General features: G+C 56.3%; 13 protein-coding genes. 5 read left to right on the forward strand and 8 right to left on the reverse strand.

The window, feature by feature from the left end; genetic code table 11:
- Positions 1 to 743: 743 nt before the first annotated feature.
- The 4 genes from GOX53_RS24840 (at position 744) to GOX53_RS24855 (ending at position 4,552) form a co-directional block, all read left to right on the forward strand.
- Positions 744 to 1,169 carry a hypothetical protein gene (locus GOX53_RS24840; protein ID WP_171181192.1) on the forward strand — a complete coding sequence of 142 codons (426 nt, stop codon included), beginning with the start codon at positions 744 to 746 and terminating at the stop codon, positions 1,167 to 1,169.
- An 18-nt stretch (positions 1,170 to 1,187) separates the two neighbouring features.
- Complete coding sequence (locus GOX53_RS24845) at positions 1,188 to 1,487, forward strand: hypothetical protein (RefSeq protein ID WP_217351918.1); 300 nt, start codon at positions 1,188 to 1,190, stop codon at positions 1,485 to 1,487.
- 165 nt (positions 1,488 to 1,652) lie between these two features.
- On the forward strand, positions 1,653 to 2,087 hold the full coding sequence (locus GOX53_RS24850) for a DUF3592 domain-containing protein (protein WP_171181195.1): 435 nt from the start codon (positions 1,653 to 1,655) through the stop codon (positions 2,085 to 2,087).
- A 686-nt stretch (positions 2,088 to 2,773) separates the two neighbouring features.
- Positions 2,774 to 4,552 carry an SLC13 family permease gene (locus tag GOX53_RS24855; RefSeq protein ID WP_254446761.1) on the forward strand — a complete coding sequence of 593 codons (1,779 nt, stop codon included), beginning with the start codon at positions 2,774 to 2,776 and terminating at the stop codon, positions 4,550 to 4,552.
- Positions 4,553 to 5,271: 719 nt separating this feature from the next.
- Here the strand turns inward: GOX53_RS24855 and GOX53_RS24860 are convergent.
- The 4 genes from GOX53_RS24860 to GOX53_RS24875 form a co-directional block, all read right to left on the reverse strand.
- Positions 5,272 to 6,675: a DASS family sodium-coupled anion symporter gene (locus GOX53_RS24860; protein ID WP_171181196.1), complete on the reverse strand. Its 1,404-nt coding sequence runs from the start codon at positions 6,673 to 6,675 to the stop codon at positions 5,272 to 5,274.
- A gap of 161 nt (positions 6,676 to 6,836) precedes the next feature.
- Complete coding sequence (locus tag GOX53_RS24865; protein ID WP_171181198.1) at positions 6,837 to 8,141, reverse strand: ferredoxin reductase family protein; 1,305 nt, start codon at positions 8,139 to 8,141, stop codon at positions 6,837 to 6,839.
- 7 nt (positions 8,142 to 8,148) lie between these two features.
- Entirely contained in the window at positions 8,149 to 8,880 is a 732-nt protein-coding gene (locus GOX53_RS24870) for a hypothetical protein (protein ID WP_171181200.1), read from the reverse strand.
- A 129-nt stretch (positions 8,881 to 9,009) separates the two neighbouring features.
- Positions 9,010 to 9,333, reverse strand: coding sequence for a cytochrome c (locus tag GOX53_RS24875; RefSeq protein ID WP_171181202.1), 324 nt, complete (start codon positions 9,331 to 9,333; stop codon positions 9,010 to 9,012).
- Positions 9,334 to 9,978: 645 nt separating this feature from the next.
- On the opposite strand from GOX53_RS24875, the gene GOX53_RS24880 reads away from it, so the two are divergent.
- A complete protein-coding gene (locus GOX53_RS24880; RefSeq protein ID WP_254446762.1) occupies positions 9,979 to 10,908 on the forward strand; it encodes a Tat pathway signal protein in 930 nt (309 codons plus the stop codon).
- 272 nt (positions 10,909 to 11,180) lie between these two features.
- On the opposite strand, the gene GOX53_RS24885 is transcribed toward GOX53_RS24880, so the two are convergent.
- The 4 genes from GOX53_RS24885 to GOX53_RS24900 form a co-directional block, all read right to left on the reverse strand.
- Positions 11,181 to 12,524: an adenylate/guanylate cyclase domain-containing protein gene (locus tag GOX53_RS24885; RefSeq protein ID WP_171181205.1), complete on the reverse strand. Its 1,344-nt coding sequence runs from the start codon at positions 12,522 to 12,524 to the stop codon at positions 11,181 to 11,183.
- A gap of 245 nt (positions 12,525 to 12,769) precedes the next feature.
- Positions 12,770 to 13,279, reverse strand: a complete 510-nt coding sequence (locus GOX53_RS24890) for a hypothetical protein (protein WP_171181207.1) — start codon at positions 13,277 to 13,279, stop codon at positions 12,770 to 12,772.
- Positions 13,280 to 13,416: 137 nt separating this feature from the next.
- Positions 13,417 to 13,662, reverse strand: coding sequence for a hypothetical protein (locus GOX53_RS24895; protein WP_171181208.1), 246 nt, complete (start codon positions 13,660 to 13,662; stop codon positions 13,417 to 13,419).
- A gap of 432 nt (positions 13,663 to 14,094) precedes the next feature.
- Positions 14,095 to 14,946, reverse strand: coding sequence for a glycosyltransferase family 25 protein (locus GOX53_RS24900; protein WP_171181211.1), 852 nt, complete (start codon positions 14,944 to 14,946; stop codon positions 14,095 to 14,097).
- Between the last annotated feature and the right edge of the window lies 1 nt (position 14,947).

A 14,947-nucleotide genomic window follows, 5' to 3' on the forward strand; every position in this document is an offset into this window, starting at 1 on the left:
TTCCGTCAATTTGCAGAGCTCGCTGGATAATTACACCCAATCAGAGCGTTAGCTTCGATCAACGCCAAAGTTTGCGACAGATCCACATGACATCAACAAATGACCTTGGCCAACCCGTCGGAGATCCGTTGCCAGAAGGTTGGATGCCGTCGCCACACCCCACCCGCGCCACCCTGACCGGCCGCACTGTAGTGGTGGTGCCGCTTTACGCTCAAACACATGGGTCGGACCTTTTTGAGGCATTTCAAAAGGACGATAGGGCGCGCGCGCCTTTCTTGTCAGGCTGGGCATGGTTTTGCGGTGCAGGGTAGATCTTGGCCAACCGAACTGCCCCGCGACGCTGTAGTTGGCGTCAGACAAGGGCCAGAGACGAAAGCGGGCGCGCAGATCAATTGCGCGCCCTAATCTCTGGGAGGAATTTTAAAAGAAACCGCGTTCCCAAATACCCTCGAACGCTCACTCACTAACATCCTCAGTCTGGCAGGCTTCCGCGACACGCTCAGTAAAGCAGGTCACACATGGTGAGATTTGTTGGGTTTCAGACCAGTGGTAGCAGGATCCAGTTCTTCATTTTGCACACTCCGCACCGGCGTCACCTGACGGAAAGCCAGCGGGCAATGGTGGCTGTGAAGTTGGCAGAAGTCGAACCGGGGGACCCTGAGTTCGAATGCACAAATTTGCGCAGATGAACCTGAGACACTAACCTCGCATCCAGCTTCAAGGGATTTTAGGGGTGTGCATTGATGAAGTGGTTTTTTCGTATCCTCGTCGGTCTGATTGTTCTCGCGGGTGTTGGCGCTGTCGGGATAAGTTACTTCTTCGGGTCCCTTCGAGTTCAACGGGAGGCCGCGGCCTACATAGACGCGCTTGAGACATGCGCCCCGTTCGAACAACAGGCATGGGCGCCAATCCTGCGCGGCAGCATGAAGCGCACGGTTGCCGGGACAGAGGACGGTTCATGCATCGTTACAATCGAAGCGCTTGGATCCGGTCAGATGCGCTGCGCGCTGGACGATGATGCCATGGCATTGATGACCCGCTATGTTCAGGATGGAGCGGACACTGTCACCTTTCTGGGCGGACAATCCGTGTCGTTAAGATATTCCTCGGAAAACCCTGACCCCGTGACAGAACTGTTCAATGGGCCGAGCTGCGTTTTGGAGCAATAATCCAAGGAGGACCCAAATATGACACGCCTATTGTTTGCAGCAGGGCTGGTCGCGCTCGCAGGGCCGGCCACCGCTGAACCGATGGAAGATGCCTGCCTTGCGCGCGGCACATGGGACGCAGCGACCTGCACCTGTATTCAGGGCGTTGCGAACAAAGTCCTTTCGCCAGAAAAACAGGAAATGGCGTCCGCCTTCTTTGCCCGGCAGATCACAAGCCAGCAAATTGCCGCGCAACATGGTGCGGCGGTTGCAGAGGACTTCCTGAACAGTATGGCAATCTTCATGAGCGAGTCGACGGCGACGTGCGGGGCGCCCTGATCCGACCAACGTCCGCAAACGGTGACGCGGTTGACGCCCCTCCCGTTCTATTTGCTGGACTCGAGGAAATTGGGCAAGCCAAACGCCGGGACTGCCGGCGGTTATAAGACGACCGCTCTGTCATTCTGCTATGCTGATCTTGCGGGTTGCTTAGTGGAGGCGCCAATGCAGACCAGAACACTTGGCTACGGGATGGCATGTTTGGGCCTGATAATTCTCGTCTTTACGCTTTCTGATTACCGGGATGTCCGAACCCTGCGGAACTCCGGCGTCGAGACCTCGGCAAAGCTCAATCACCTGGTCCGATACAAGAGCCTGAGGCAGAACTACTACAGCGCCAGTTATAAATTCGAACATGAGGGGCGCGAGATCAAAGCCGACGACATCCGTGTGTCTGTGCCGTCGGGACGAAAACTGGAAGCTCAACGCAAGAAACAGCCCAACACACAGATCGACATCTATTACTTGCCGTCTCGCCCAGAGCTTACGCTTCCATCCATTGCTGTCGATACCTTCGACTTCGTGAACCTGAAACTGATACTGGCTCTCGGCATGATCCTTGCGCCCCTGGGGGAATGGGTGTTTTCCAGAAAACCCTGAAAGGACCACTGCCGATGCAGGCTGTCAATGGATAGCCTGAGGCCGCCGGGTGATCGTAGCCCTGTATCGGAAGGCTATCGCGCGGGACTTTCGAACCCGGATGCAAGCGCGCATCCTTTGTCTATCGACACTTCTCTGAACAATTCGGCGTCGAAACCGCGATCCTCAAGCAGCCACGCGACAGTCGGCTGGCAGCCCGATCGGGATCACTTGGATGATCTGGGCAATCTGCGTATTGAGCGCATGGACCGGCCTTCTCCGGCATCGTCTGCCTACCGCTTGGTTCTTAGCCATCATGGGCAAGATCAGGCCCCGCTGTGTTTGTTGAGGTGGTCCGAAAGGCTCGAAATCCAGTTTCTTTTAGACGGCTATCGCCCTTGCATTGCCTGGATGCGGATCGGTTGCAATCACAGGTGCCCCTACATCAAAGAGAGGTTGCATTCTTGAGGTGATAATGCTGATCCATGCCCAGCACCGACCATTTCCGTGTCTCCGATGTATTGGTCAATTCCCCGCGGGCCCCTTGGGAAAATGGGCAATATGGTGATCTTCCCGCCCGTGAACTGTGTAGTCTTGCATGAACGCAAAAGGGCATTGGCGGCGATGTTTGCAGGCACGTACCTAGTGCAGCAGTGCCCATAGGTAGCGCTTGCAGCGTCGCGAGAAACACGCGAAGGTCGATGTCTATGGCAGGTTTCTTCGAGTTCTCGCACGAAACACAGGCACTTATGACACTAGGTGTTGTTGTGGTCATGTTCACGCTGTTTATCCGCGAGATCTATCCACCCGAAATCACTGCAATCGGCGGTGCCGCGGCAATGCTGGCGCTCGGGCTCTTGCCATACGATGACGCCGTCAAGGTATTGTCGAACTCGGCCCCCTGGACAATTGCAGCGATGTTCATCGTGATGGGCGCATTGGTACGTACGGGTGCCTTGGAATGGTTTACCAAGCTGGCCATGGCCAAAGTTGACACAAATCCGGTCTTGGCCATCGGTTCGTTGATGGTGTTTGTTGTGCTGGCGTCGGCTTTTGTCAACAACACGCCTGTCGTGCTGGTAATGATCCCAGTTTTCGTGCAGCTTTCATCCAGACTGGGGATTTCAGCAAGCAAACTGTTGATCCCACTCTCTTATATGGCCATTCTTGGCGGTACGCTAACGCTGATCGGTACATCGACTAACCTGTTGGTCGACGGTGTAGCGCAGGCCCGTGGAATGGAACCTTTCTCGATTTTTGAGGTTACGCCGCTGGCAATGCCGCTGGTAGTCTGGGGCGGTTTCTATTTGCGGTTCATCGCCCCGCGACTTCTCCCAGATCGCGCGAGCATGGCAAGCATGCTAAGGGGCAAATCCAAGAAAAAGTTCTTCACCGAAGTAGCCGTTCCTAGGGACAGTTCGTTGATCGGTAAAAAAGTAACCGATGTTAATCTCCTTTCTGGCCAAGGCGTACGGTTGATCGATGTTCTGCGCGGCGATCAGTCGCTGCGGCGCGATCTTGCAGAAATTAAACTGGAAGCAGGTGACCGTATTGTTCTGCGCACGCAGATGCAGGAACTACTGGGACTGCAAGCCAGTCCGGATGTGCGTATGATCGACAAGCTCAGTTCGCGCGAGACAACAACCGTCGAAGTACTGATCACACCGGGCGCAACGTTGGTCGGCCGATCCCTAGGCACTTTGCGTCTACGGCGGCGTTACGGCGTTTACCCACTGGCCGTGCATCGGCGCAATGAGAATATTGGTCCCAAACTTGACGAGGTGATCGTCCGTGTCGGCGACACGCTGCTGCTGGAAGGTGCGGCCGAAGACATCGCCCGCCTGGCTACGGATGCCGGGTTGGTGGATGTGAACCATCCAGCGGAGCGGGCCTATCGGCGCCGCCGCGCCCCGCTTGCACTGGCAGCGCTTGCTGGCATCGTCATCCTTGCAGCATTTGGTGTAGCACCCATTCTGCTGCTGGCCGTGCTGGCTATGGCGGTTCTTTTCTTTACCCGGTGCATTGACGCGGACGAGGCATTTTCAGTGATCGACGGGCGACTACTGGCGCTAATCTTTGCGATGCTGGCGGTTGCTATGGCGCTTGAGACCTCGGGTGCGATTGAGTTGGTCGTCGAGCTCATTGCGCCACCAATTGCGGTTCTGCCACCGTTCCTGATCGTCTGGGCGATCTATCTGCTGACATCCGTGTTGTCTGAGTTGATCAATCACGCGGTCGCGGTGGTGCTGACTCCGGTGGCCATTGGTTTGGCGGTGAACATGGGAATTGACCCCCGGCCGCTGGTGGTCGCGGTAATGATCGCGGCCAGTGCAACCTTTGCCACCCCAATCAGCTATCAGACCAACATGATGGTGTATGGACCAGGAGGATATCGCTTTACGGACTTTCTCAAAGTTGGCATTCCACTGAATCTGTCTGTCGGGCTACTGGCCTCTGCGCTAATCCCACTGATGTGGCCCTTGTAGGTCGGGCATTAAGGCGGGCGCGGACAATTCACCGCTAAAGCGCCCCGCCCAAAACCTGAATCGTCGAGATTCCCACGTAGCTGATTTTGTGATTCTTCATGTTTGGGAGGATGGATCATGTCAGCACCTCTGTAGGAAGCCTTGCGAGCCCGGTTTCAGAACTTGATTGAGGAAGGGCTAAGCGGGCGCGCCGCGGCGTTGCGTTTGAAACTCTCACTTGGGACCGGAGCGCGGTGGGCCTCAGCGATCCGGCACTCAGGCCAGGCGCGCGCTGCTCCCCAGGGCCGCCCAAAGGGTACGCGTGATGGCAATCACTTATGGCGGTGCCGACTGGATCACCCGGGCGGGTGCACGGCGCAGTTAGCACCTCATTCGGATGTGTCGCAAACTCTGTGCCCAGATTGACAAAAACGCGTGTTCTGGCGTTTGTTGCCTGCACCAAAACACCAGCAGACTCGAGCACGATATCTATTAAAGCCTCCCACTTCCCCAGCGAAGCAATCCAGTGCGCTGTGTACTTCAATCTGCGCTACTCAATATCGTATTGCGAACTGAAAGAGATCATGGCTGGGCGTAGAATGCGGATTGACCACGCCTCGCTGATCAGGCGAGTTTCGAAGTTTTTTTTGTGAGCAGCCTCATTCGAAATCCGCGACGCTTTTGTATGGCAGCCTAACCGTACACAAGGGGAGTAAGTGCTTGGGAAAGAACCCGACAAATCACCGGACAGCGACATAACCGAATACAACGGGACCAAGCAAAACGCTCACGATTACCGCCACGAAAATCCCCACGACATCCAGAGGCGCACCAGCGCGCAACATGTCGGTACGTTTAACGTGAGGAGAGCTGAACACGATGGCATTTGGCGGGGTCGCAACAGGCAGCATGAAGCCGACCGACGCCGCAATAGCCACTGGAAGCAGGAAGCTGATGGGATCAGTGCCTAGAGCGATGGCCGCTGCGCCGGCCACAGGAAGGAAGATCGCAGCCATCGCCGTATTGCTCGCCAGTTCGCCAACATAGACGATCAGGGCTGCCATCGCGAGTATCAAAAACAGCGTCGGCAAGCTGTGCAGCGATTGGGTCTGATCACCGATCCAGCCTGCCAGGCCCGCGCGCTCAATGATCCCGGCCAAAGCCAAACCTCCGCCAAAAAGAACCAGTACATCCCAGCGCAATGTTGCGGCGGTTTCCCAGTCAAGCAGCCTCTCACCGCGGCCGGACGGGACCAGGAACAAGGTAACCGCTGCTATCATCGCGATTCCGGCGTCGGTCAGCGCAAGGTCCGGTATCCCCCATTCGGCAAGCGGACGCAGGATCCACGCCAAAGCAGTGGTACCCGCAATGCAAGCGGTCCGCCGCTCGGCGACCGTCATGCCAGGGCCTGGGCCCTCATAGGATGCACTCAGCCTGTCCCCACCAACTCCGGGCGTAACCCGCGCCAAAACGATCCAGGTCACGACCAGCAGGATCACCGATACAGGCAATCCGACCAAGGCCCAGCGTGCGAACCCGATCTCGATCCCGTAGGCCGCGCCGACATAGGCGGCGAAGATGGCGTTTGGCGGAGTTCCGATTAAGGACCCCATACCGCCGATAGTGGCCGCAAAAGCCACACCAAGCATCAATGCGGTACCAAAATTCGTCTGAGCGTGTTGTGATCCGGCGATTGCCGCCGCAACCGGTGCAATGACCATTGCTGAAGCGGTATTGCTGATCCAGAGACTCAGAAACGCGGTTGTAACCATGACCGAGGCGAGAACACCGCCCTGGCTTTGCCCCGCAAGCCCCAACAGCTTGTATGCCAGCCGGCGATGCAGACCCCATTTCTCGATGGCCTTGGCCAACAGGAACCCACCAAGGAACAAAATGATGATGGGGTGGCTGTAATGCGCGGCAACATCAGCCAGCGGCATGAGGCCAAGGACCGGCGCGGCGGCAAGCGGCAAAAGCGCCGTAGCCGCCAGAGGCACCGCCTCGGTCAACCACCACAGCGCCATCACCACTGCAAGACCTGTCGCCAGCCAAGCACCGACCGACATGCTGGCGGGTGGATCCAGAATGACCGGCGTTGCCAGAGCCACCGCTCCAATTGCGACAGAAACCTGTTTGACGTTCACATCCATCCCCCAACGGCCACGCTGCATCCGGGAAGCGTTGCCATCGACACCAACGATGCGCCTATCTTAACGCAAAGCCCAACACAGCGGCGCACAGCAGAGTGGTCATGACCCAAATCGTCAGCGCAACCCTACGGCGCAACGGCATATGTTTGAACAGATTAGTCATAATCGAACCTTTCGGACAGTATGCGATGTGACGGCGTGCCCCTGGCGATCAGGTGATCCTCGACAACGTCCATCATGATCGCTGGCCCACAAAGCACAAAAAGCCACTGCGAATACTGGTCGGGTGACAAGACACCATCCAGAAGCGCGCCGTCGATCAATCCGGTTTCACCGTTCCAATCTTCGGGAGGCTCAGAGAGGGCAAACACAGCACCTTCGCCGGCTAATTCGTCCCGATACACAATCTGTTCGTGCAAGCGATTGCCGTAGATCAGCCGGATGTCCCGCGGGTCTTGGCTCAGGCGGTTTTGCCGCATGATGCTCAGCATAGGGGCGATGCCGACCCCACCTGCAACAAGGACGATCCCCGGCTCATCGCGGCCTTCGACCGTAAGCGTGCCGTGAGGTCCGTCCAGGTAGGCACGCGTACCTGGCGTGATCTGGTCAAGCGCGCCCGTAAAATCCCCAAGCTCTTTGATCACAAAGGAAATCTCGGGCCCTTCCAATGGCGCGGAACTGATCGAAAACGGGTTTTCATACAGCGAGAAAACACTGTGCCCGACATTGAGCCAGGCGAACTGACCCGCCGTATAGGTCAGGCCGCTATGCCCGCCCGGGACGATCCGAAGCTCCCACTGCCTAGGTGTCAACCTGCGGATCGAAACCACCCGCCACGCGCGGCGACGCTGTTTCAGTGGTTCGATCAGATAAACATACAACAACGATCCGGCCGCAACGGCTGTCATTGCGACCCAGATACCGGCCATAACCGGGTACGCCGCGTAACGCCCCGCCGCAATCGTGTGATGCAGCAGCAGACCTGCGATTAGCAAGGCCCCGACCCCATGCGTCAGGCGCCAGGTCTCATAACTGTAGCCCTGTTTCGTGCGGGCAACCGCCGACAAGACAAGGGCGGGCAGAAGCAGATAGGCGATGATCCCTGTTGCCAGAGCGGCGAAATCGTTCGTAAGCGTCAGTTGACGTGTCACATCCCAAGGGCGCAGCCCGCCTGCAGGCGTGCCCTGGTAGAACAGCGGATGCAGCAAAGCAAAGGCCAGCGCTACGCGCGCCATGACCTGATGGACCCGCATGGTCACATCCATTCCGATGCCTGACGAGACAAACCTGAACCGACCGGACAGCACGAACTCGACCAGAATGACAGAAAAGGCCAGCATGCCCAAACCGGAGGCGATTTCCTGATGCCACGGTCGCGGCGGCCAAGCCAGGAACCAAGACAGCCCTAGCGGCGACAAGAGCACCAGCATATAGGCCGATATGAGAAACAAAGCCCTCATTGCAGGATTATGCTCCGGTCACCGGAACCTGAGAGAAGATACTACTCCACGTCATCGAAGGTCGCCGTATCTGCTGGAGTCCAGGCACCGGAAAAACGGTCGTACCGTTAAGTGTTGAGATGCTGAAACACATGTCCATTTCCACTTTTTCGACATCATCTTCGTCGATATCCAATCGCAACTCCATCTGGGCCGGATCCTCGACCAGGTCGAAGTGTATCGGCGCGGATAGAACAAATACCACGATCTGACCGGGGTTCACCGCTCGATTCTGGATGACGCCCTCGACGGCCGAGCGGATGCATGCTTTATCAAGCTTGGTTTGATGAAGGTCGAGGTCGGTCCCGGCCAGTGCACATTCTGCCTGCGCAGACTGCACTTCGGCCCTAGCTCGGTCGCAACGTGCTTCGTTCACAACAAAGACCCGGCGCACGGTCACGCCTCGCTCTTCGTAACTTAGGGGCGTCTGATACACCTCGCGCGCCTCTCTAAGGGAAGCCATTGCTGTGGCAAGCCTGGCAAATGCAACTGTGGCAATTACCGTCAGGTCGAAGTCGGCTTTGCCTACAGGAGCGGTGAAGTATCCTAGCGCACGCTGCCCGTCCAAGACGGGTTTCCCGATCAAGGCCAAAAACAGGGCAACTGCCAATGGGACAACCTCAAGTGTCCTGTACCGTCGCGTCTGGTTTGGTTTGGCCAGCCCAAGTTTTTGGGCAACATCGTCCTGGCTGTCGTTCATTGCGCTTTCGCCCTTTGGCCGAATGCGCAATGAATCTAAACATGATTTCCAATCAAACATTGATCGGGATCAACCCGATGTGGATCGAACACGGCAGCAGTTCGGCGTAGAAGTAATTCCCGCCTATGACTATTCGTCTTCCAGTGAAACGATATACGCCACCATGTCTTCGATGTTTTTGTTGATCATGTATTCTGTGTAGCGAGGCATGGTTTCATGGATGGGTGAAACGATGCGTCTCCGTATCTGCTCCTTCGAACGGTACTTTGCGATCGCAGCAAAACTGGGCGGATCCATCTTAAACGGCCCGTCCAACTCCACATTGTGACATTGAACGCAGTATTCCTCGGCTATGTCCTTGCCCATTTGAGAGTTGACTTCCTCGGCCACAAGCGAAGTAGCCGCAGTCCACAATGCAAAGACCGATGGTGGAAGAATCCGCGTTGCTTTCATGTTTCAACCCACCTTCAAGGGATGCTGTTCTTGATAAATTACGAGGGTTCTCGTGGCAACTCGGATAAGCGGCTTCCACTCACTAGAAACGCGGAACCAAGGTTGAAGCGACTTCGAAGGATGTGCCACTAATCCTTGGAACAGCAGGGAAGAGCCTCCGCCTCGAGGTACCCTTCCTGACAGTTTTGCAAATAGCCGAAACCCGGATGCAGTTGCCCGCAGAACTGCCGCTTTCAGATCGTGTTGGCGACCTCGACGCCGTCGAGTGCAATCTGAGCCCACCTTGACCAATGCCGCAGTGAGCATGAATGTCAGCTTCTGATGTCACGATGGTGAAGCGATGTAGGTGTTTGGTACCCAGACCCCAATTTGCACGATGCTGCGACGATCAGGAATAGCGGCACTGTTTCCTAAGCGGCTGGTCAACCTGGTTTCTGTCTTAGTCTATTGACGTCGATCAATGCTGTTCCCATTCGCTCAGTTTAGCATCGCAATAGCGCTGGATTGGAGGTTTTTTGGCATGCTGTCGCGGCACTTGGGGCGATTGGATATCGCCTTTGGCCGCGCTTGGACGGATACCGTGACGAGGTGGAGCGCCAACGGCGACAACTTTCCAGTGATCCAACGCTTCGGGAACTGGTCAGAATGGCCACGCTTGCTGCAAATGGTCACAATACGCAGCCATGGAAATTCCATTTGGACGAAAGGGGCGGGATCAAGATCCTTCCGGATTTGTCGCGTCGCACGGAAATCGTCGATCCCGATGATCATCACCTCTATGTAAGTTTGGGATGTGCGGCAGAAAATCTGGTCATCGCGGCTGGCGCACATGGCCGACTTGCAGACGTGAATATCGAGGGCGGGTCAGAGCCGCGGATTGACATTGCGTTCGAAAAAGGACCGGCGCGCGATGGCGCGCTATATGACGCCATCCCTCTTCGGCAATCGACCCGATCAGTCTATGACGGGCAACTCATCTCTCAGGACGAAATCTACCTTTTGAAGGCGGAGGCGCAACAAGACGGGGTCTCGGTCATCATTTTCACCGATCAGGCGCAGCGCGAGGCGATTTCGGAGTTTGTCATCGAGGGAAACAGCACCCAGATGGACGATCCGGCCTTTGTCGCGAAACTGCGCGAGTGGCTCCGGTTCAGCCCCGACAAGGCCGTCGCATTGGGCGATGGCCTGTTCAGTGCCTGTTCCGGAGCTCCAGTTGCACCTGAGTGGATTGGCGGGCGCCTTTTCGAGGCGTTTTTCTCCAAGGACGCCGAGAATGCGAAGTACCGGGATCATATCCGATCCTCTGCTGGCGTCGCTGTGTTCGTCGGGGACCGGGCCGATCCCCTACATTGGATAAGAGTGGGCATGAGTTTTGAACGCTTTGCTCTTCAGGCGACAGCGCTCGGGATCAGGAACGCACATATCAATCAACCGATTGAGGTGGCTCAGGTCCGACCCGAGTTCGCCCGTTGGCTTGGGGTGCCAGAAGCTCGGCCCGATCTCATCGTGCGTTTTGGTCGTGCGCCTGCCTTGCCGATGTCTTTGCGACGACCGGTCCAAGACGCGATTGTCTGAAGAGCAACGCGTGTCCGGGCCCTGTGCTCTCAGACCATCAAAACGGCATGGGTTGGTGCTGGCGAGAGCGTTTTAACCCGGTGACGACCCGCGGTAGCTAGTGGCCGAAAACCGGGGAATAGCCTATATGCTACCGGGGTCGGGCAGGTCACGGCGATTTCCCCGAAACTGGCCGTGCAATCACGCCGAACCCGGCTAATTCAAAACCGACCCGTCGCCGCGGTCTGGCCTTGCAGTCGAGAAGCGGGCCACACCGACGTCCCGAATTGATGCTATGTAGCGGAATACACCCAAACCTTTATGCCAGACCCTCGCCCACGAATTTCCTGGTAACCAGCAAGTGCTAAGCGGTCGAGGTTCGCCACACAGCCGCTTTTTCGGATAGCATTTACCAACTCGTCGCTGACAACGAGTTGGGCATCAAGATCACGGGTAAGGTGTTCAATCCTACTGGCAATATTCACGGTATCGCCGATCACACCGTACTCAAGTCGGCGCTCGTTGCCTATGTCTCCGGCCACAACCGGGCCCCAATGCAGTCCGATGCCCACTCGGATCGGCTCAACGCCGGACAGAAACCTCTCCTCATTCCAACCATTTAGCGCGTCGATCATCTCAAAGGCGCAGTTTAGAGCGTTTTTCGGGTCGTTCGGACTTGGGTCAGGCGTTCCGAAAGTTGCCATAAGCCCGTCGCCAATATACTTGTCCAAAGTTCCCTGGTTGTCGAAGACGGCCTTGCCCAAGCGATCATGATACTCTCGAAGCAGGTCAATCACTTCCTCAGCGCTGGCGTTTTCGCAGAGCTTCGTGAACCCCATGATGTCGGCGAATAGTACTGCGACTTCCTGCTGTCTTGCAGCGGCAATCTGAGCATTCGAGTTGCTCAACTGGCTTACGACATTTGGCGAAAAATACCGCGCCAAACTCGCGCGTTTTCGTTCGGTTGAAAGTAAATTCTGTACGAGCCGGCGGGAACGCGCGACCACGATGGCGAGGCCTGCGGACACTATCAAAACCACAAGTAACTCCGCTGCTGCGTACCCAAGGAACAGAAAGTTGAGGTCTGATCCAGCGTCAAACCAGGCCTCTATGGTTTGTTCTTCCAGATCCAGATTGCTGAAAACGCTCGGTTGGCTCAAAAACCATAGCCACATCCCGAGGCGGGCAAGAATGATGCTCAGGCCGGACCAGACAACCAGCGAAGGCCGAAAGCTGAATGACGCCTGCATCAAGAACAAAAAGAAATAGAGAAAACGGGCCGTGTCCATTGCAATGGCCGGTGGTAAGGGGTCGTCATCAAAGGGTGAGCCGAGGGTGAAGACCAAAGCTAACAGAATGCAGTCGACGGAGACGAAAACATACTGGAGCCTTCGTCCGATATAGTGTTTGCGGGCAGCGAAGTACTGAAGCCCGCCGAGTATGACGAAGACGAAAATCTCTAATAGGTTGAAATAATACGTCAGCCCTGTTTCCGGACTGTCGATGGCTTGCCAAAAAAGAACAAGACACAAAGCGGCGGTCCGAACTTTTGCGGCCAGCATAGTGCCTCGGCGTTCCTCCTCGGCGAAGGCGGCCTCGCTGCGTTCCTGTAACCTGGATTGGATTTTTTCTGACATGCGCCCGTTACCTTAGACGGCTCATACAAAATCGCTAAGTCAATCTCACTTGGGCAACTTGAAAGAGAGAGTTTATGTCGCTTACAGCTCCTCGACCATGACCAGAGGTAGTGCCAATGAAAACTCGCACCTTCAGCCTGCATGCGACAATTGCTCTCTGGGCTTCGCTGCAAATAGTGACATCGCATTCAAGTGTTTTCGGTTCGACCATTGGGTCCTGGCGATGCCGCATCGGCGTGCGCTATCTACTTCACGCAGGAGTGCAAATGTGAGCCGCGCTTCTCAAGCGTGCGTGTATCGGCTGGCAGTTGCGATGGCAGCGACAGGTTCCACACCCGAAACCCTCTTCCCCGCTTTTGAGCACAAACCTGATGTCCCAGCTTTGTAGCAGGCCAATCGACCCAATCGTTGTCAACCCTGCATAGTTGAACAAGATCACGGGCATCGCCTGCCTCATTCCACTGATGCCTGACCGATTGAGCAACGACAGCGCATAAGCTGTTCCATCCGGCCAATGCCTCGCGGATGTAAGCGCCCGTAAAGGCCGTTTCATTCTCCATCCGCTGATAGTGCTCATTGCTCGCCTGCAACGTGAGCATTGGGCGCTTCAGAATACGGTTAACAATTGCGTCATCCCGGACCTCGATCCAAAACGTTATATGTTCCCGCCAAACCATGTTCTTAAGGAGAGAAGCCCGGTCGATCTTACGCAGTGTGATGTCCAGAAGAGAATTAAACGCTGGTACATCCATCATAGTGTGCGTTCTTCGCGAAAACGGTCGACAATTCCTCCACATCTCACTTCATTCCGGTTTTTGCCGCAGCCGACCTTCATATCCAAGGCGGACCTGAGAGGACCACGGAAACGATCATACAAGTTAGGGTTGATGCACTAGCCTTCCTTCTTTCGGCGGTGCCCTTCGATACGGCATATCTCGTCGGCCTCCGGAATTGACATGCCCGGCGGGGCCAGCACGGCCTCGTCCCAGGCCACTTCTTCGGGCAAGTAAAGCTGACAGGTCACAACACCTTTGGGCGTGTCTACCTCAACGGGCTCGGACTCAAAGAACGCTGGTCCTGCGCAACCCGACAAGACAGCGGCCGAGCACAAAGCGGGCAAACAAGAAACTAGACGCATTAAAGTGGCTCCCGGTTTATGAGTTTCCAGACGGGCAGCTGAGCCGGCAACGTAACGGCACATCCCTAAGCTTACCCGACGTTAACCAGTCAACCGACTGTCGTTTAAGGGGAAAACCTGACGCTAAAGAACATCACGAAAACGTCAGGTTGTCACGACCCGCACGCGGTCATTCAAAGATCGCAAGAAGGTTTGGATTGTTCCTCGGAACTGTTGGCACATATTACTCCGCTCGAGTGGGCTCAGATCCTAATCACAGGAGAATACAGATGGCCCAATTCATGACACCGCGCGCCTATGATACGATTTCGCCCCCAGCCGGACTCGACCCCTAATTGGCGCGCCTGGGTGGATCGAGTTTTAGCTCACGCCCAAGTGGCACGACAGGGTTCGGGATGGTTTTGGTGCGAAGTTTCTTGCAGATCGAAGTGGTCAATTCCACTGCAAGTCGGGGTGGAGCATAGGCATTCCCCAGCGCCCTCCTTTCTTTTCTATCTTCTTGATGCGGCCTGCACGGCGGAACCGGTAGGCGAACCGCAGCACCTCCTTGCGCAAACGATAGAGTAGGGGACCGGTATAGGAGCGGTCCTTGCGGGTTTTGACATCTGTCCGCTTGGTCATCTTTAGGAACTCAGGAATCTCCCGGTCCGCGCTTGAGAACGAGCCAAACTGCGCCTGAATGGCGATCGCAGGCTCTAGCTGCAGGATCGGCAAGCCGTGACCCCGAGCGCCTCGGTCCTTCGGTGTCGGATCAAACAGGAAGTCGTCGACGGTGCGTTCAATCCGGGCGTCACGCGCTAGGCTGGCAGCCGATTGCGGGTCAAGCAGATAGGCTGCGGCGCTTGCTGTCAGCGACAGTGCCGGCGTCAGGGAATAGCCGTCTACGCTCGGCGCCGGTTTGCCTAGAATCAAAGGGCTTTGCACCGCGTCAAGCCGAACGATCCCGTGAATGCCGCTTTGTTCCAGATGCCCAGCAACACGCCCAAAGTCGTCAGCAAACAACAGGTCGTCTTCCAAAACCAATCCCGGTCTACCAGAGGCTGCGATTTTTTCCCAGCAATCGAGGTGGCTGCGGAAAATCTCGATATCGCTGGGTGTCAGGCTCCAGCGGTCACTTTTCCAGCGGCCAGGTTTGACGAACGAGGGCGGCTTCCAACCACTGACCTTGATGTCAATGCACAGGGCGCGTTCGACCTTTATATCCGGCAGCAGGCGTGAGAGTTCCGACAATATGTAGTCATGCCGGTCTTGAGCGCGTTCGAGATTGATCAGATATGCCTGCATA

The sequence above is a fragment of the Ruegeria sp. HKCCD8929 genome (assembly GCF_013031405.1).
GTDB lineage: Bacteria > Pseudomonadota > Alphaproteobacteria > Rhodobacterales > Rhodobacteraceae > Ruegeria.